This window comes from Pseudomonas sp. BMS12, from assembly GCF_001592875.1.
Taxonomy (GTDB): Bacteria; Pseudomonadota; Gammaproteobacteria; order Pseudomonadales; family Pseudomonadaceae; genus Aquipseudomonas.
This window is the reverse complement of the sequence record NZ_LSOF01000008.1, coordinates 50207-66438: the sequence shown is the minus strand read 5'-3', so window position 1 is coordinate 66438 and position 16232 is coordinate 50207. Positions and strand designations below refer to the sequence as shown.

14 protein-coding genes and 1 pseudogene are annotated in these 16232 nt (G+C 64.5%); 6 read left to right on the top strand and 9 right to left on the bottom strand.

The features are described 5' to 3' along the window. Positions 1–3: 3 nt before the first annotated feature. From AYB31_RS22255 to AYB31_RS08800, 6 genes and pseudogenes are all read right to left on the bottom strand, one after another. Positions 4–1224 (bottom strand): methyl-accepting chemotaxis protein, encoded by a 1221-nt coding sequence (locus tag AYB31_RS22255; RefSeq protein ID WP_442961800.1) that lies wholly within the window; start codon positions 1222–1224, stop codon positions 4–6. 81 nt (positions 1225–1305) lie between these two features. Continuing rightward, positions 1306–1920, bottom strand: a pseudogene (locus AYB31_RS22250) (cache domain-containing protein); the annotation flags it as partial. 202 nt (positions 1921–2122) lie between these two features. Then, positions 2123–2983, bottom strand: coding sequence for a pirin family protein (locus AYB31_RS08815; protein WP_068827797.1), 861 nt, complete (start codon positions 2981–2983; stop codon positions 2123–2125). A gap of 1 nt (position 2984) precedes the next feature. After that, positions 2985–3380, bottom strand: a complete 396-nt coding sequence (locus tag AYB31_RS08810; protein ID WP_068827795.1) for an OsmC family protein — start codon at positions 3378–3380, stop codon at positions 2985–2987. A gap of 54 nt (positions 3381–3434) precedes the next feature. Continuing rightward, positions 3435–4718, bottom strand: a complete 1284-nt coding sequence (locus AYB31_RS08805) for a methyl-accepting chemotaxis protein (protein ID WP_442961799.1) — start codon at positions 4716–4718, stop codon at positions 3435–3437. A 237-nt stretch (positions 4719–4955) separates the two neighbouring features. Further along, positions 4956–5819, bottom strand: a complete 864-nt coding sequence (locus tag AYB31_RS08800) for a substrate-binding periplasmic protein (RefSeq protein WP_068827791.1) — start codon at positions 5817–5819, stop codon at positions 4956–4958. Between the two features lie 115 nt (positions 5820–5934). Here AYB31_RS08800 and AYB31_RS08795 point away from each other — a divergent pair, with 115 nt between their 5' ends. Together AYB31_RS08795 and AYB31_RS08790 are read left to right on the top strand one after the other, a co-directional pair. Further along, on the top strand, positions 5935–6954 hold the full coding sequence (locus AYB31_RS08795) for an amidohydrolase family protein (RefSeq protein ID WP_082805251.1): 1020 nt from the start codon (positions 5935–5937) through the stop codon (positions 6952–6954). Between the two features lie 63 nt (positions 6955–7017). Continuing rightward, the gene (locus tag AYB31_RS08790; RefSeq protein ID WP_068827789.1) at positions 7018–7479 is read left to right on the top strand and encodes a DUF3859 domain-containing protein; all 462 of its coding nucleotides are present in this window, start codon (positions 7018–7020) and stop codon (positions 7477–7479) included. 56 nt (positions 7480–7535) lie between these two features. On the opposite strand, the gene fabB is transcribed toward AYB31_RS08790, so the two are convergent. From fabB to AYB31_RS08775, 3 genes are all read right to left on the bottom strand, one after another. Further along, positions 7536–8753 (bottom strand): beta-ketoacyl-ACP synthase I, encoded by a 1218-nt coding sequence (gene fabB, locus AYB31_RS08785; RefSeq protein WP_068827787.1) that lies wholly within the window; start codon positions 8751–8753, stop codon positions 7536–7538. 12 nt (positions 8754–8765) lie between these two features. Beyond that, positions 8766–9281 (bottom strand): 3-hydroxyacyl-[acyl-carrier-protein] dehydratase FabA, encoded by a 516-nt coding sequence (gene fabA, locus AYB31_RS08780; protein ID WP_068827785.1) that lies wholly within the window; start codon positions 9279–9281, stop codon positions 8766–8768. A gap of 145 nt (positions 9282–9426) precedes the next feature. Then, on the bottom strand, positions 9427–11361 hold the full coding sequence (locus AYB31_RS08775) for an ATP-binding protein (RefSeq protein ID WP_068827783.1): 1935 nt from the start codon (positions 11359–11361) through the stop codon (positions 9427–9429). A 241-nt stretch (positions 11362–11602) separates the two neighbouring features. Here AYB31_RS08775 and AYB31_RS08770 point away from each other — a divergent pair, with 241 nt between their 5' ends. From AYB31_RS08770 to AYB31_RS08755, 4 genes are all read left to right on the top strand, one after another. Beyond that, the gene (locus tag AYB31_RS08770) at positions 11603–12625 is read left to right on the top strand and encodes an NAD(P)H-dependent glycerol-3-phosphate dehydrogenase (RefSeq protein ID WP_068827781.1); all 1023 of its coding nucleotides are present in this window, start codon (positions 11603–11605) and stop codon (positions 12623–12625) included. Between the two features lie 14 nt (positions 12626–12639). Continuing rightward, positions 12640–12987, top strand: a complete 348-nt coding sequence (locus AYB31_RS08765) for a DUF4389 domain-containing protein (protein WP_068827779.1) — start codon at positions 12640–12642, stop codon at positions 12985–12987. Beyond that, positions 12984–13436 (top strand): phosphohistidine phosphatase SixA, encoded by a 453-nt coding sequence (gene sixA, locus AYB31_RS08760; RefSeq protein WP_068827777.1) that lies wholly within the window; start codon positions 12984–12986, stop codon positions 13434–13436. The genes AYB31_RS08765 and sixA overlap by 4 nt, the downstream gene beginning before the upstream one ends. 385 nt (positions 13437–13821) lie before the next feature. After that, complete coding sequence (locus AYB31_RS08755) at positions 13822–15474, top strand: AMP-binding protein (protein ID WP_068827775.1); 1653 nt, start codon at positions 13822–13824, stop codon at positions 15472–15474. Positions 15475–16232: the final 758 nt, after the last annotated feature.

The window sequence follows — 16232 nt, the reverse complement described above, 5'->3', positions numbered from 1 at the left end:
CTATCAGTGATGGCTGAGTTCGGCCAGGCGGTTGGATAACGCCTGCATGGCACCGCTGACCTGATCCAGGTCGGCGGCATCGCGGGCGTTGTCTTCGCTGATGCTGTGTATGCGCACGGCCAGTTCGCTGATCTCCTGGGTGACATGGCTCTGCTGCTGTGCGGCGACGGCGATCTGCTGGGCGCGCTGGGAAATGTCGTCGAAACTCTGCACCGTTCTGGACAGCGCCTCGGCGGCGCCGCTGGCCTCATCCACCGCGTGCAGGGTACGTTTTTCCCCGGACTGAATGGCGTCGACGGCCTGGCGTGAGGCCTGCTGCAGGGTAATGATCATTGCGCTGATCTCTTCCGCCGAACTCTGGGTGCGGCCTGCCAGGGTGCGTACCTCGTCGGCGACCACGGCAAAGCCGCGCCCCTGCTCGCCGGCACGCGCAGCTTCGATGGCCGCGTTGAGGGCCAGTAGATTGGTCTGCTCGGAGATCGCCTTGATCACGTCCAGCACCGCACCGACCTGCTGGCTGTCCTGTTCCAGTTTGCTGATGATGTTCGCGGTAGAGGCCATCTCGCCGGATAGCGCCTGGATGGCCGTGCTGTTGGCGGCGACCTGGCGCTGACCCTGCTGGACCACGCCGAGCGAGTGCTGGGCGGTGTCGGCGCAGTCGTTGGTATTGCTCGCGACTTCCTGGGCGCTGGAGGACATCTGCGTGATGGCCGCGGCCAACTGGGTATTCTCCTGACGCTGCTGCTCGGCGCGCTGGGCCAGGGTGTGGCTGAGGCGGCCCAGCTCACCGGCCTGGGCCTGCAGTTTGTCCGCTTCCTCGGCAATGTGCTGGAGCATGGTGCGCAGTTGCCCTGCATAGTGGTTGACCGCGCGGCGTAGCGCGCCGACCTCATCGTCGCGCTCGATCTTCAGCTCCACGCTGCTGCCGCTGGCAGCCTGGCCGAGCGATTCGATCTGTTCGGTGGTCTCCTCCAGTTGCGCGATCAGCTTGCGTCCGGCGAACCAGGCCAGGGCCAGGAGGATCGTCAGCAGGGGGATGAGGAACAGCAACAGGTCCCAGGTCAGTTCTCGGGCCAGGCCGGTGACGCGCTGCTGGGGCGTGACCAGGCCGATGGTCCAGCCGCTGGCCGGCATGCTGAACAGGCTGACCCGCGTGGCCTGGTGCAACAGGCCATCCTCGTCGACATCCAGGTTCACGGCCTGGCCGCTACGGGTGTTCTTCATGGCGTCGGCGACCGGGCGCAGCCAGCTCTGCTGCTGGGCCAGGTCGTTGAAGCTGAGCATCGCGTCAGCGCTGCCGGCCTTGGCCCCGGGGAAATACAGAACGTTGCCGGCCTGGTCGAGGGCGAAGGCATAGCCATCGGTCACCTTGCCCTGTTGATCGAGGAAGTGCGCCAGATCATCGAGGCGCAAGTCGAGGGTGGCGACGCCCGCGAACTGTCCTTCCTGCCGATACGGCACGCTGCAGGTCACCATGGGCACGCCGGTGACCGGGTCCTGATAGGCTTCCGACCACAGGCACTGTCCAGGCTTGCTGGTCCTGGCGCCGGTATACCAGGCATCGTTGTGATAGCCGGGGCCGGACGCCGCGTTGTAGTCGTTGGAGTAGGCGAGGTGGCCATCGTTGCCACGGGCCCAGAAGAAGCTGCGCCGTTCGACGTCGGTGGTGAACGCGCCCGGCTCGGGCCAGATGCCGCCGCCGGCGATGGCCGCATCGCCCTGGTTGTCGATCACGTTGGGCAGGCTGCTCAGGTAGAGCTGCTCGTCGTGCGGCAGCACTTCGGCAAGATGCGCCAGGCTGGCCGTCACACCCTCGATCTGCGCCAGTTGCAGGGCTAGCTGGCGAACAATGGCGCTGCCGGTCTGCTCGATCAGGGCGCTGCTGGTGGCCACCACTCGTGGTTGACCACGCAGGGTCATGACGGCGAACACCGCGAGCGCCGTGAAGATCAGCAGCAGGATGCTGCCCAGAGTCAGGCGGTGTGCCAGGCGGACGGGAACGAGCATGCTGAGATCTCCACTGCCGATTCAGGCATAGCCAGGTGCGTGTGCTAGACACCGCGTTGTTACTTGAGCAAAGCAGTTCGATGCCCCGCACGCCAGGCGAGTGGCTGGCAGAGGGTCAGCCCGGTAGCGGAATGCGCTCCGTTTCTCCTGGTACTTTCGGCCAGTTCCAGGCGGCCCAGTCCTGCTTGGCGCGCTCCAGCAGGGCGGCTTCACTGGCGACGAAGTTCCAGTACATGCGCCGTGGCCCCAGTGGCTCGCCGCCAATCAATGCCAGGTGGCACTCGCCGCAGGCGCTGAGCAGCAGTTCCTCGCCTTCTGGTAGCACCGTCAGGCTGTGCAAGGGCAGGTCGCTATCCTCGAGGCGGGCCTCGCCGTCGATCAGGTACAGCGCACGCTCGCGGTGCTCGGCCGGAATCAACAGACTGGCGCCGGCCTGCAGGCGCAGTTCGGCGTAGAGGGTGGGTGAATGCATCGGCACCGGCGACTGCATGCAGAAGCCGTTGCCGGCGATCAGGGTGATCTGTACGCCCATGGCTTCGCTGCGCGGCAGGCTGTCGGCCGGATGGTGGCTGTAGCTCGGCTCGCCTTCTTCAAGCGCCTGCGGCAGCGCCAGCCACACCTGCAAGCCGTGCAGGCGCGAGCCGCTTTCCAGTAGGTGTGCGGGGGTGCGCTCGACATGGGCGACGGCGCGGCCGGCGGTCATCCAGCTGACGTCGCCGGGCCGCACCAGTTGATCCGAGCCCAGGCTGTCCTTGTGCTGCAACTCGCCGGCGAACAGGTAGGTGAGGGTGGACAGGCCAATGTGCGGATGCTGGGCGATGTTCATGCCGCTGCCAGCCGGGTAGGCCTGTTCCAGCATGTGGTCGAAGAAGACGAAGGGGCCGACGCTGCGGCACTTGGCCGAAGGCAGTGGGCGCAGAATCGGTTGGCCGGCGATATCCTCGGCCTTGGGCTGGATCAGCAGCAACTCGGCCATCTCAGGCCTCGCTCAGGTGGGTTGAAACCTGCACCTCGGTGCTGGTCATCAGCTTATGGATCGGGCACTTGTCGGCGATGCGCAACAGTTGCTGACGCTGGGCTTCGTCCAGGGCACCGTGCAGCTCCAGCTCGACGTTCAACTGATAGCTGCCCTGGCGTTCCTGGCTGTCGTCGCGTGCAACGCGAACGTCCAGGCTTTCCAGCGGCAGGCCTTTCTGCTTGGCGTAGAGCATCAGGGTCAGCGCTTTGCAGGCGCCCAGGGCGGCGTCGAACAGATCGTGTGGCTCGGGCCCGGCGCCTTCGCCGCCGAGGGCAAGTGGCACATCGGTGTGCAGCAGGTGTTCGCCGATTTCGATGCTGTGGCGCAGGCCGGACTCGGTACTGATGCGGATCATTGCAGGCTTCCCTTTACTTGGGTGGTGAGCCCAGCCTAGCCCAGGCCAGGTTGCTCAGACCAGTACGGAGAGGCGCACGTCTGCGCCAAGCACACGCTGCAAACGGCCATCCGCGTCGAGGACCGGCACCGACACGGTGAAACAGAAGTCATCGGTGGCCGAGGAGCGGTAGACCGGGGTAATGTGGCTGCGCAAGTGATCGGCTGCTGCACGGAACCAGGGGCGCTGGCCCCAGTTGCGGCCACGGCAGCTGGCTTCGTCCTGGTGTGCCACGTCACTGGCGAAGATATTCTCCGACAGCTGCACGCCCTGGGCATCGACCAGATAGAACAGCTCGAAGCGTGGGTCGCGGCGCAGGGTCTCCGTCAGCAAGCGCTCGGCGGCCGCGATGTCGCCTCTGAGCGCAGCCTCTCTGGCCAACTGCTCCACGCTGCCTTGCACCGAGCGATGCAGCTCCAGGCGGAAGTCGCCAAGCCCCTGCAGCAGGCGGTCGCCGTCCTCGCGCACGGCCTGACTGTGACGCAGCACCTGGCCGGCCTTGCCCAGCAGGTCGCCGGCGACCTGGGCGATCTGTTGCACGTCGCCATTGATCGAGCGTACGGCCTGGCCGATCTGCTCGGTGCCGGTGGCAATATGCCCGACCCGTTCATCCAGCCGGTCCATGGCCTGGCGGGTACTGTCCAGTCCGCTACCGACCTGGAGCATGCCATCTCGACCATCCTGCACCGCCTGGTGCATGCGTTCGCCGGCCCGTCCGAGCTGATCCATGCCTTCACGAAAGCGTTCGATGATCTGCCCGACCTGGCCGGTGGCCTCGGTGGTGTGCCCGGCCAGGCGCCGTACTTCCTCGGCGACCACGGCGAAACCGCGGCCATGCTCCCCGGCGCGGGCGGCTTCGATGGCGGCGTTGAGGGCGAGCAGATTGGTCTGCTGGGAGATGCTGGCGATCACGCCGATGACCTTGCTCACTTCTTCCAGCTGGGCGGTGAGGTTGCCGATGACTTCGCCCAGCTCGGCTTCGCTGGCGCCGATGGCATCCACCTGGCGCAGCACGGCCTGGCCGCTCTGCTGGCACTGGCGCAGGGTGGCCGAAACTTCGCCGGACAGGCGCGCCACCTCCACGGCACCGGGCACCAGTTCGGCATCCAGGGTGGTGGTGACCTGTTCACTGGCACTGGCGATCAGTTCGGAGGATTGCGCGAGGCTCTGGCCGCTGGCCTGGTTGGCGCTGGCGATGTTGGCCAGCTGCGGGGCGTGGGCGGCGATACCGACGGCGGCGCCGAGGCTGGTGCGAATGCGCTGGTGCAGGCCGTCGCTGAAGCGGTTGAGCTTGCCCATCCAGGCCTGCTCTTCCGGCAGGCGGGTGGTGAGGTCGTGGCCGGTGAAGAGGGCGGCCAGGGCTTCTTCGTCTCGTTCGCGGCGTGAGGGTTTGCGCAGCAACTGCAGCATGGAGCGTCTCCCGTATGGTCTGGCGGGAGTGGTGCAAGCACAGTGCCATCAATCTGTGTGCGCTGTGTCACAAGCCTGGCGCCGAAAGACCGTCGCATCCGCTGCGCCAAAGCGGTTCGTCAGGCTCTATTGCGGTGCGCCTAGCCGGAACCAGAGGGCTTCGCGCTGGAAGGGCGTCCGTGCGGGCAGATCGGAATTCTCCAGTTCGATCACCTGGCGTTGGTCGAGTCGTGCACGCTCCAGCGTGGCGCCGTGGTGCTGCTGGAACAGTCGCTCGAAACTGCCGTCGGCCAGCATCGCCTCGAGGCCGCGCTCGATGGCATTGGCCAGGTTGGCCTGGGCGCGCGAGGTGAAGAAGTAGAAGGCGGTGGGGTAGTGGATGACGATATGGTCATCCACTGCGAGCTGGAGCCCCTCGCTGGCGGCCTGTGCCTGTTCGCTCCAGGCCACCACCACTTCGCGGGGGAATAGATCGAAACGGCCGGCATCGAGCATGCGGAACAGGCTGTCATAGCTCTGGCTGGTAATCACCTGCAGACCATTGCTGCGCAGGATGCGGGTGTCCGGCCAGTCGGCACGCTGGCCGATGCGCAGCGGCTTGAGATCGTCCAGGGTCTGCACGCGTTTCAGCCAGTGGCTGTCCTCCTGACGAACCAGGGCCACACGCCAGCCGATCAGGCCCCGGTAGATGGGGATGCGCACGGGGAGCAGGGTTTCTTCGCGGGCTTTGGTGGTCATGGTCCACATCAGCTGAACTCGCCCGTCGTTCTGCTCCAGGGACTGCTCGGCGCGGCTCTGGGTCATGGGTCTGGGTGAGGGCTGCAACTGATAGTCGCCGCCGCTTCTGGCCAACGCCTGGTGCAGCAGCTCGACCACATAGGCCTCGGGGTCGGGCCCATTGGAGTGCAGTGGGTAGGTCAGCGGCTCGGCCTCGACTGGCGAAACCAGGCAGAGCAGAGCAAGCAGGCTGAGGAGGCGAGTGACGGACATGTGGCGCTTTCTTGGGGCTATGGCTTCAATCATGGCTGGTCGCCGCTGGCCTGGCCAGTGAACGGCGCCACACTCGGGCAGTCTACTCTTGCTCTGCAGCCTCAGGAGCACGTCCTTGCCTATCCGTTCCTTGCTTGTCCTGCTAGTCGGCCTGTGCACCTTGCCGGCTTCTGCGCGTGACTATCGTTTCAGCGATGCGCACCTTCACTACGTGGATTTCTTTCAGGAGAGCGAGGGCATGACGCCGCTGCTGGAAGCCATGGCGGCGGGCGGCATCGATCATGTGATGATCAGCGGCATTCCGGTGGCCAAGAAGTGGCACGAGGATGAGCCCAAACGCCCGCGTTATTACGCCGGCGACGATGCCGGCGCCTATTGGTACAGCGCCACGGATGTGCTGGTAGCCGCGGCAGTAAAGCGCCTGCCGGCCGAGCAGCGCCAGCGCTTTCATCCATTCCTCAGCGGCTTCAATCCCGCGGACAAGAACTCCGACGCCCATGTGCGGCGCATGCTGGAGCTCGATCCGGGGCTGTGGCAGGGCATAGGCGAGGTCTTCACCCGCCACGACGACCTCACCGCGCTGATCTACGGCGATACGCCACGGGCCAACAACGAGGCGCTGGCGCGTATCTACCACCTGGCCGCCGAATACGATCTGCCGGTGATGCTGCACAGCAACATTACCTCCAAGCGCGAGCGCAATCCGCTGTATCTGGAGGAGGTCGAGGAGCCTCTGCGCAATCATCCGCATGTGCGCTTCATCTGGGCACATGCCGGCACCAGCAAGGAAATTCACCGCCATCAGAAGAAGCTGGATTTTCTCCTGCCGACCCTGGAGCGCATGCTCGGCGAGTATCCGAATCTGTATATCGACCTGTCCTGGACGGTGCTGCGCCCCTATCTGCTTGATGCGCAGGGCCGCCCGGACGAGGCCTGGCTGCAGCTGGTGCGCAGCTACCCGGCGCGCTTTATGCTGGGCTCCGATGTGGTTGGTCGCTTCGACGGCCTGGGGGGCTATCTGGCGGATTTCCAGCCTTTCCTCGATGCCTTGCCCGAGGACGTGGCGCGGCGAGTGGCACGCGACAACTTCCTCGCCGTGTTGCCGCGCAAGCGCCAGGCCGAGTTGAGCGACTGACTGTCATCAGTCTGTAACCGCTGCGTCATAGCCTTCGCGCCATCCCCAAACAAGGAGCGCGAAATGAAACTCTCGAGTCTGTCCGTCGTGGTGCTGGGCCTGGCCTCCAGCCTGGCCATGGCCGACGTGCGTGTGGAAGGCCCCGTCGAGTACGGTGTGTTCACTGCGCAGATCAAGGACCCGCAGCCGGGTGAACGGATTCTGGCCCGGGCCAACCAGCCCATTGAGCAGACCGCGGTCGTACCCGCTCGCCTGGGCACCAAGTTCGGTGTGCGCTACCAGTTGGCCGGCAAGCGCGAGACCGATGTGCCTCTGACGTTGATGTACTTCACCCCGGGCCTGGTAGGGCCCGATGGCAAGCGCCAGGACAAGATCGAGCTGGTGCAGAAGCTGGTGCCGGGCGCGCCGCTGGATGTCATGGCCTTCGAGTTCACCGAGCACTACGAAGTGGTGCCGGGCGAGTGGCAGTTCATGGTGTTCCAGGGTGATCGCAAGTTGGTGGAGCAGCGCTTCACCGTGCAGTGATATACGGCTGAAACAAAAACGGCGCCCGAGGGCGCCGTTTTCATGTGTGGCCAGGATCAGCCCTTGAAGCGCTTCAGTACCAGCGTGGCGTTGGTGCCGCCGAAGCCGAAGCTGTTGCTCATCACGGTGGTGAGCTCGACGTTCTCGCGAGTCTTGCCCTGGATCGGCATGTCGGCGACTTCCGGGTCCAGCTCGTCGATGTTGGCCGAGCCGGCGATGAAGTTGCCTTCCATCATCAGCATGCAGTAGATCGCTTCCTGCACGCCAGCAGCGCCCAGGGAGTGGCCGGACAGGCTCTTGGTGGAGCTGATGGCCGGGGCCTTGTCGCCGAACACTTCGCGTACACCGCGGATTTCCGCGACGTCACCCACCGGCGTGGAGGTGCCGTGGGTGTTCAGGTAGTCGATCGGAGTGTCGACGGTGGCCAGCGCCTGTTGCATGCAGCGCACGGCACCTTCGCCGCTCGGGGCAACCATGTCGTAGCCGTCGGAGGTCGCGCCGTAGCCGACGATTTCCGCGTAGATCTTGGCGCCACGCTTGAGCGCGTGCTCCAGCTCCTCGACCACCACCATTCCGCCGCCGCCGGCGATGACGAAGCCGTCACGCTTGGCGTCATAGGCGCGCGAGGCCTTTTCCGGGGACTCGTTGTACTGGGTGGAGAGGGCGCCCATGGCGTCGAACAGGCAGCTCTGGCTCCAGTGCTCTTCTTCGCCGCCGCCGGCGAAGACCACATCCTGCTTGCCCAGCTGAATCTGTTCCATGGCCTGGCCGATGCAGTGTGCGCTGGTGGCGCAGGCCGAGGAGATGGAGTAGTTCACGCCCTTGATCTTGAACGGCGTGGCCAGGCAGGCCGACACGGTGCTGCCCATGGTGCGGGTGACGCGGTATGGGCCGATGCGCTTGACGCCTTTCTCGCGCAGGGTGTCGACGGCTTCCATGATGTTCAGCGTGGAGGCACCGCCGGAGCCGGCGATCAGACCGGTGCGCGGGTCGGAGACCTGCTCGGGGGTGAGGCCGGCGTCGGCGATCGCCTGTTCCATGGACAGGTAGGCGTAGGCCGCGGCATCACCCATGAAGCGCAGCAGTTTGCGGTCGATCAGCTCTTCCAGATTCAGCTCGACGGAGCCGCTGACATGACTGCGCAGGCCCATCTCGGCGTAGCTCGGGTTGAAACGGATGCCCGCCTTGCTGGCGCGCAGGTTGGCGGAAACGGTTTCTTTGTCATTGCCCAGGCAGGAAACGATGCCCAGGCCAGTGATCACGACGCGACGCATGCGGAATGTCCTTCAGAAGCTGTCGGTAGAGGTAAACAGGCCAACGCGCAGGCCTTCGGCGCTGTAGATTTCGCGGCCGTCGACGCTGACGCTGCCGTCGGCGATGCCCAGCACCAGCGAGCGGTTGATGGTGCGTTTGATATGGATGTTGTAGGTGACCTTCTTGGCGGTCGGCAGGACCTGGCCGAAGAACTTCACTTCACCCGAACCCAGGGCGCGGCCGCGGCCCGGGTTGCCTTGCCAGCCAAGGTAGAAGCCGACCAGCTGCCACATGGCGTCGAGGCCCAGGCAGCCCGGCATTACCGGATCGCCTTCGAAGTGGCAGCCAAAGAACCACAGGTCGGGACTGATATCGAGTTCGGCGACGATTTCGCCCTTGCCGTATTTGCCGCCGGTGTCGCTGATATGAACGATGCGGTCCATCATCAGCATGTTGGGGGCGGGCAATTGCGCATTACCTGGGCCAAACAGTTCGCCGCGGCTGCAGGCGAGCAATTCTTCCCGGGAATAGGCGTTTTGCTGGGTCATGCGAACTCCTCAATGGTCCCCCTTGGCGGGGCTAAGCTGTGCCGCAGGCATTCTTGTATCGCGGCAGACTAGTCGTAGACTGATGCGCCATGGTGAAAGTCACAGCGGTTTGTGAACACTTGTAAACCAGACGCCGTGAACCTTCTCACCCTTCGCCCGACTCTAGCACTCCTGCGTTGCTCGGGCTGTATTTGCCCAGCCAGCGCAGCAGCATTCGCTCAAGGTCTGCCCGTTTGAAGGGCTTGGCCAGATAATCGTTCATACCGGCTTGCAGGCAGGCCTCGCGATCACCCTGCAGGGCATTGGCGGTCAGCGCGATGATCGGTGTGCCGCAATGCGGTGAGTTGTGGCGAATCTGCCGGGTTGCCTCGTAACCATCCAGCAGTGGCAGGCGGCAATCCATCAGCACTGCGGCGAAGCGCCGTGCATCGAATTGCTGCACGGCCTGGGCGCCGTCGCCGACCAGCACGACGCGGTAGCCGAGGCTGCGCAGCATGGCTTCGATCACCGTCTGGTTGACCGGGTTGTCCTCCACCAGCAGCACTTCCTGGCCTTCGCCGTAGTGGCCGTCAGACACTTCGTGCAACATTTCACTGTCGCGGCGGGGGCTGAATGGCAGGGGGATTTCCAGGGTGAATACCGAGCCGATGCCCTCGTCACTGTCGGCATGCAGGGTGCCCCCCATGCGCTCGGCCAGGGTGCGGGCGATGGACAGGCCCAGGCCGGTGCCACCATAACGACGGGAAATTGAGGTGTCGGCCTGCTGGAAGGCATCGAACATGTGCTCCAGGCGCTGCGGGGCGATACCGATACCGCTGTCGTGGACGGCGCAGGTGAGCCACAGTACCTCGTTGTCCAGCGGCTGCCAGCGCACTTCGATGCGGATGCCGCCTTCTTCGGTGAACTTCAGCGCGTTGCCCAGCAGGTTGACCAGGATCTGCCGGATACGTGTCGGATCGCCTTGTACCTCTAGCTCCTCCAGGCCCTCCTGGGCGTCCAGACGCAGGCGTAGGCCGCGTTGCTGGGCGCTGTGCTGGAACACCTGAATGGAGCCCTGCAGCAGTTCCAGCAGGCTGAAGGGGATGCGCTCCAGCTCCAGCGCCCCGCGTTCGATGCGGGAGAAGTCGAGGATGTCGTTGATCACCTTGAGCAGATGCTCGGTGGACTCGGTGGCCAGTGCCGCGTACTCGGCCTGCTCCTGGTTCATCTCGGTGGTTTCCAGCAGCTGCAGCATGCCCAGCACGCCATTCATCGGGGTACGCAGCTCGTGGCTCATCATCGCCAGGAAGTCGGACTTGGCGCGGCTCGCCTGCTCGGCTTCCTCACGGGTCTGGATCAGCTGCTGCATGGCGTCTTGCTGCTCGCGGCTGGCGCTCTGCAGTTCGCTGGCCAGGCTGTTGATATGGCGGGCCAGATCACCCAGTTCGCCGGCATCGCTCTCCGGCAGTTGGGTGTTGTAGTTACCGGCCTTGATCGCCTGCAGGGCCCTGCCCATGCCGCTGATCGGTTGTGCCAGGCGACGGGCCAGTTGGCGGGCCAGGAAGAAGGTCAGGACCAGGGCGACCAGTGCCAGGATGGTGGCTTTCAGCAGAATGGCCTGCTGGCGGTTGCTGAAGGCCTCGTCGGACATACCCACCACGACCCGTCCCAGATAGTCGTCGCCGGTTTGCAGCGCGAGGTTGGCCGGTTCGCTCAGGTCGTCCTCCTGCAAGGGGCGTTGCAGGCGAATAGGAGCGTGAAAAACCTCGACGTGAGCGGCTGGTGCGCTTCCGCCCTGTTCGACATAGACGAGGATGTTCTCACTGCGGTCGCGCACTTCGAGGAAGCGCACATGCGGCGTTTTCAGCGTGGCGCGCAGCAGGCCTTCGATCGCTTGCGGATTGTCGGCCAGCACTCCGTACTCGGCGGCGGGGGCGAGCTGGTCGGCGATCAGCTGGCCGGTGTGATTGAGCTCCTGGCGCAGATCCTGCAGTCGTGAGTAGGTGAAGAAGCCCGTCAGCAAGAGTGTCAGCAACAGGGCTGGGCCGACGCTGATCAGTTGGGTGCGGGTATGGATGTCCCAGTTGCGCCCGAAGGTCATGAAAGCTCGTTCTCCTGGAGCTGACGGATGTCGCTGTTTTCTTGTTTCGCCGCGCTGAGCCGGGGTGCCCGGGAAACGGCCCTGTTCTTTGGCATAAGGGTCGCATGTTAACTGAGGCTTCTCTGATTTCCAGCGCACATCCACGGCATTTGGCCTGGCCCGGCTCATTTGGGCTGGCCGCTCGGCCAAGGCTTCGTGATAATGCCGCCATTCGCCAGTAATGGCCTGTTATGGAAATCCTATGACCGAGCAACAACCCGTTGCAGTTCTGGGCGGTGGCAGCTTCGGCACCGCGATAGCCAATCTCCTGGCCGAAAACGGCCAGCGCGTCCTGCAGTGGATGCGCGACCCCGAGCAGGCTGCGGCCATGCGCAGTCAGCGCGAGAACCCGCGCTACCTCAAGGGCATCAAACTGCACGACGGTGTCGAACCGGTCACCGATCTGGACGTAACCCTGGCCGCCTGCGAACTGGTCTTCGTCGCCATTCCTTCTGCCGGCCTGCGTCAGGCGCTGCAGCCAGTGGCCACTGCTCTGGCCGGCAAGCTGCTGGTGAGCACCACCAAGGGCATCGAGGCCGAGAGCTTCAAGCTGATGAGTCAGATTCTCGCCGAAGTCGCCCCGCAGGCGCGTATCGGCGTGTTGTCCGGGCCCAATCTGGCCCGTGAGGTCGCCGAACATGCGCTGACCGCCACGGTGATCGCCAGTGAGGATGAGGAACTCTGCCAGCGCGTGCAGCAGGCCCTGCATGGCGGCACTTTCCGCGTCTATGCCAGCGGCGACAGCTTCGGCGTCGAACTGGGCGGGGCGCTGAAGAATGTCTACGCCATCATCGCCGGCATGGCAGCGGCACTGGGCATGGGCGAGAACACCAAGAGCATGCTGATCACCCGCGCCCTGGCCGAGATGACCCGCTTCGCCGTTACCCTGGGCGCCAACCCCATGACCTTCCTTGGCCTGGCCGGGGTGGGCGACCTGATCGTCACCTGCTCATCGCCGAAGAGCCGCAACTTCCAGGTCGGCCATGCGCTGGGCGAGGGGCTCTCGCTGGACGACGCGGTTGCGCGCCTGGGAGAAGTGGCCGAGGGGGTCAACACCCTCAAGGTGCTCAAGAGCAAGGCTGAGGAGCTGCAGGTCTACATGCCCCTGGTGGCGGGCCTGCATGCCATTCTGTTCGAGGGGCGCACACTGGCTCAGGTCATCGGTGCGCTGATGAGCGGCGACCCTAAGACCGACGTAGACTTCATTTCCCCCAGCGGATTCTGAGTGAGGAGAGCGACATGACTGAAGAGAACAAGGTGCTGGAGCGCGAGTCCATCGGCTTGCGCGTTCTGTGGATGGTGATCTTTGCCATCGTCTGGCAACTGGCGGAAATCGTCCTGGCCGTGGTGGTGCTCGTGCAGCTCGGTTATCGCCTGTTCTACGGCGCGCCGAATGGCAGCCTGCAGGGTTTCGGCGACAGTCTCAGCCAGTACCTGCAGCAGATCGGTCGCTTCGGCACCTTCAACAGCGAGGAGAAACCCTGGCCCTTCGCGGACTGGCCGACCCCGCGTGCGCCGGAAGACAACGAGCCGCACAGCATTCCGCCGGCGCCGCACCCGGTACGCGACGAAGAACCCAAGCTGTGACCCTGTGGCTGCTGCGCCACGGCGAGGCCGAACCGCGTGCACGTAACGACGCGGAGCGCGCCCTGACCGAGCGCGGCCGCAAGGAAGTGCGCAAAAGTGCCGAGCACTTACGGGGCCGGGCGCTGGCGCACATCCTGGTCAGCCCTTATCTGCGAGCCCAGCAGACCGCCGAGCTGGTGCGCGAAAGCCTCGGCCTGAGCCTGCCGCTGACCACGGTCGAATGGGCCACCCCTGACGATTCGCCGCGTCTGGCGGCCAGCCATCTCGACGCCTATCCCGGCGAGTGCCTGCTGGTCAGCCACAACCCGCTGCTGGGCAGTCTCTCGGGGCTGCTGCTGCATGGTCACCTGCAACAGTCGTTGGGCCTGAGCACGGCCAGCCTGGTGGAGCTCGACGGCGACCTGGTGCCCGGCCTGATGCACCTCGCCGCTCTGCATCACCCGAGCTAGAGCCTAGGGCCTGTTGCCGTTTCGCCGCGACCGCGACGGAACCTGTTTTTGCGCGGAGCTAGGCGCGAGACGCGAAGTTTGGTGATCCAAATGAGCCGTCGAGTAACGACGTTCCGCGCAAAAAACAGGCCCGTCCCTGCGGGTTGCGCGAAAAATAGCGCCATGCGTCGTTGCGGGACTTGATAAGGGAATGACCATTACCTGCGTCCCGCGCCTAACCTGGCGCGATTTTTCGCTGCAACGCGGCTTGCGCCGAAACGGCAACAGACCCTAGTACCCCCGCTGTAACATTTCTCTACTTGCGACGCCTCCTGACGCATGGAATATTCGACCAAGCAAGTGCTTGGTTGCTCCCTGTGACAAAAACAACAAACAAGGAGGCCCTGTGGCCAGTGCAGTCCGTTTGCCGCTGGACGTGTTCTTCGAGCGTGAGGCGCGTCACCCGAACAAGACCTACCTGATCCAGCCCCAGGGCGGTGGCCAGGTGCAACAGCTGACCTGGGCCGAAGTCGGCGAGCAGGCCCGCCGTGCAGCCGCCTGGCTGCGCAGCCTGGAGCTGGAGCAGGGCAGCAAGGTTGCGATCATTTCGAAGAACTGCGCCCATTGGATAGTCGCCGACCTGGCCATCTGGATGGCCGGTTGTGTCTCGGTGCCGCTCTATCCCAACCTGACAGCCGAGTCGATGCGCCAGGTGTTGGAGCATGCCGAGGCACGGGTGGCGTTCATCGGCAAGCTGGACGACTGGCAGGCCATGGCGGCAGGGTTGCCGGCCGGCGTCATCACCGTAGCGCTGCCGCTGCACGCCGCAGGCAGTTTCGACAAGCAGTGGAACGACCTGCAGGCCTGCGCGCCGATTCAGGACACGCCACGGCCTGGCGCCGAACAACTGGCCACCATCATCTATACCTCCGGCACCACCGGCATGCCCAAAGGCGTGATGCACAACTTCGGCAACTTCGGCTTCACCGCAGGCCATGCCACCGAGTTGTTCGGCGTCAGCGAGGACGATCGCGTACTGTCCTACCTGCCGCTGTGCCATGTGGCCGAACGCATGTTCGTCGAACTGAACTCGCTGTACAGCGGCCTCACCGTGTATTTCGCCGAAAGCCTGGACACCTTCCTCGAAGACCTGCGCCGTGCCAGGCCCACGGTGTTCTTCGGCGTGCCGCGAATCTGGACCAAGTTCCAGATGGGCGTGTACGCGAAAATGCCGGCCAAGAAACTGGATTTCCTGCTGTCCCTGCCGCTGATCGGCCGTCTGGTCGGGCGCAAGGTACTGCGCGGGCTGGGGCTGGACGCGGTGAAGTTCGGCCTGTCCGGGGCCGCGCCTGTACCGGATGCGCTACTGGCCTGGTATCGCCGCCTCGGTCTGGAGCTGCAAGAGGTCTACGGCATGACCGAGAACTGCGGCTATTCGCATGTCTGCAGGCCCGGCAAGTTCAAGTCCGGCTGGATCGGCCAGAACAACCCGGGTGTCGAGGTGCGCATCAGCGAGGAGGGCGAAGTGCTGGTGCGCAGCGGCTCGACCATGCAGGGCTACTACAAGGAGCCGGGCAAGACTGCCGAGGCGATGACCGAGGATGGCTTCCTGCGCACCGGCGACAAGGGCGAGCAGGACGCTGAAGGCAACCTGCGTCTGACCGGACGGATCAAGGAGATCTTCAAGACCAGTAAGGGCAAGTACGTGGCTCCTGCGCCGATCGAGAACCGCCTGGCCGTGCACAGCCATATCGAGCAAGTCTGCGTGGTGGGTGATGGTCTGCCGCAGCCGCTGGCCCTGTGTGTGCTATCTGAGGCCGGGCGCAACGAGGTGCGTGAGCAGCTGGAAGTCAGCCTGCAGCGCCTGCTGGCCGAGACCAACCAGGTGCTGGACAAGCACGAGCAGCTCAATGGCCTGGTGTTGGTGTCCGAGGTTTGGGCGGTGGAAAACGGCTTCCTGACGCCGACGCTGAAGATCAAGCGGGCCTCGGTGGAGAGCGCCTATGGCCCGCATTTCGATGCTTGGGGGGAGCGGCGCGAGGGAGTGGTTTGGCATTAGCAGGCCGGTTGAGCATCTCGGAATTGGGGCGCTCTGATACCGGGCTGGCAAGATTGTGTGCGGGCAGTTGGTTCGGGATAAGCGCTTAAGGCTGCTTATCGAGTTGGCCGACACTTCAGGTTTCGCCCTTCCTGGGCGACCTACTTTTCCAGTCGCGGAAAAGTAGGCAAAACGCTTGCCCCTGCATACGGCCCTACGCTTCGCTCCGGGTTCATTTGCTCCATCGCCGCTCCAGGGGCACGTCGCGAAGGGCCATCCATGGCCCATCGCGTCTCTCGCGGCATCCATGCCGCTCAACCCCTTCCGCAACGATTCCACTCACCCTCCTGAAGGGGCGTTTGGGGTTGCCTGATGGTTCGCATGGGAAAACCAAGAGCGAAAGAAAAACACCCAAGCAACTCGGAACCCAGGTCCCCGTCAGTAGGCCGAGTGGAGGTGTTGCGCAGGGGGACGCGAGGCAGGACGCCGAGCGAGGAACGAAGGACGGGGCCGCCTAGGCAGGGACGTCCCTTCGTGACGGACCCCGGAGCGACACCGGAAGAAGGGAACCCCGCCGCAGGCGGGGTCGGATGTTGGGGGGCGCTTTCTTTTGCTTACTTTTCTTTGCACCGGGCGGCGATCCGCAAACAAAGAAAAGTGAGTCGCCCAGCGGGGCGAAACAGGAAGTATCGGTAAACACGGAAAACGGCCGAACACGGACCAAGTACACGTGATCAGTCCAGCGCTGAGGCCTCATGCCTCACTCAACGCAAAAAAAA

Coding starts and splice junctions, on each gene's coding strand:
- AYB31_RS22255 (WP_442961800.1), bottom strand. CDS start 1,224: ATGAAGAACACCCGTAGCGGCCAGGCCGTGAACCTGGATGTCGACGAG.
- AYB31_RS08815 (WP_068827797.1), bottom strand. CDS start 2,983: ATGGCCGAGTTGCTGCTGATCCAGCCCAAGGCCGAGGATATCGCCGGC.
- AYB31_RS08810 (WP_068827795.1), bottom strand. CDS start 3,380: ATGATCCGCATCAGTACCGAGTCCGGCCTGCGCCACAGCATCGAAATC.
- AYB31_RS08805 (WP_442961799.1), bottom strand. CDS start 4,718: ATGGGCAAGCTCAACCGCTTCAGCGACGGCCTGCACCAGCGCATTCGC.
- AYB31_RS08800 (WP_068827791.1), bottom strand. CDS start 5,819: ATGTCCGTCACTCGCCTCCTCAGCCTGCTTGCTCTGCTCTGCCTGGTT.
- AYB31_RS08790 (WP_068827789.1), top strand. CDS start 7,018: ATGAAACTCTCGAGTCTGTCCGTCGTGGTGCTGGGCCTGGCCTCCAGC.
- fabB (WP_068827787.1), bottom strand. CDS start 8,753: ATGCGTCGCGTCGTGATCACTGGCCTGGGCATCGTTTCCTGCCTGGGC.
- fabA (WP_068827785.1), bottom strand. CDS start 9,281: ATGACCCAGCAAAACGCCTATTCCCGGGAAGAATTGCTCGCCTGCAGC.
- AYB31_RS08775 (WP_068827783.1), bottom strand. CDS start 11,361: ATGACCTTCGGGCGCAACTGGGACATCCATACCCGCACCCAACTGATC.
- AYB31_RS08770 (WP_068827781.1), top strand. CDS start 11,603: ATGACCGAGCAACAACCCGTTGCAGTTCTGGGCGGTGGCAGCTTCGGC.
- AYB31_RS08765 (WP_068827779.1), top strand. CDS start 12,640: ATGACTGAAGAGAACAAGGTGCTGGAGCGCGAGTCCATCGGCTTGCGC.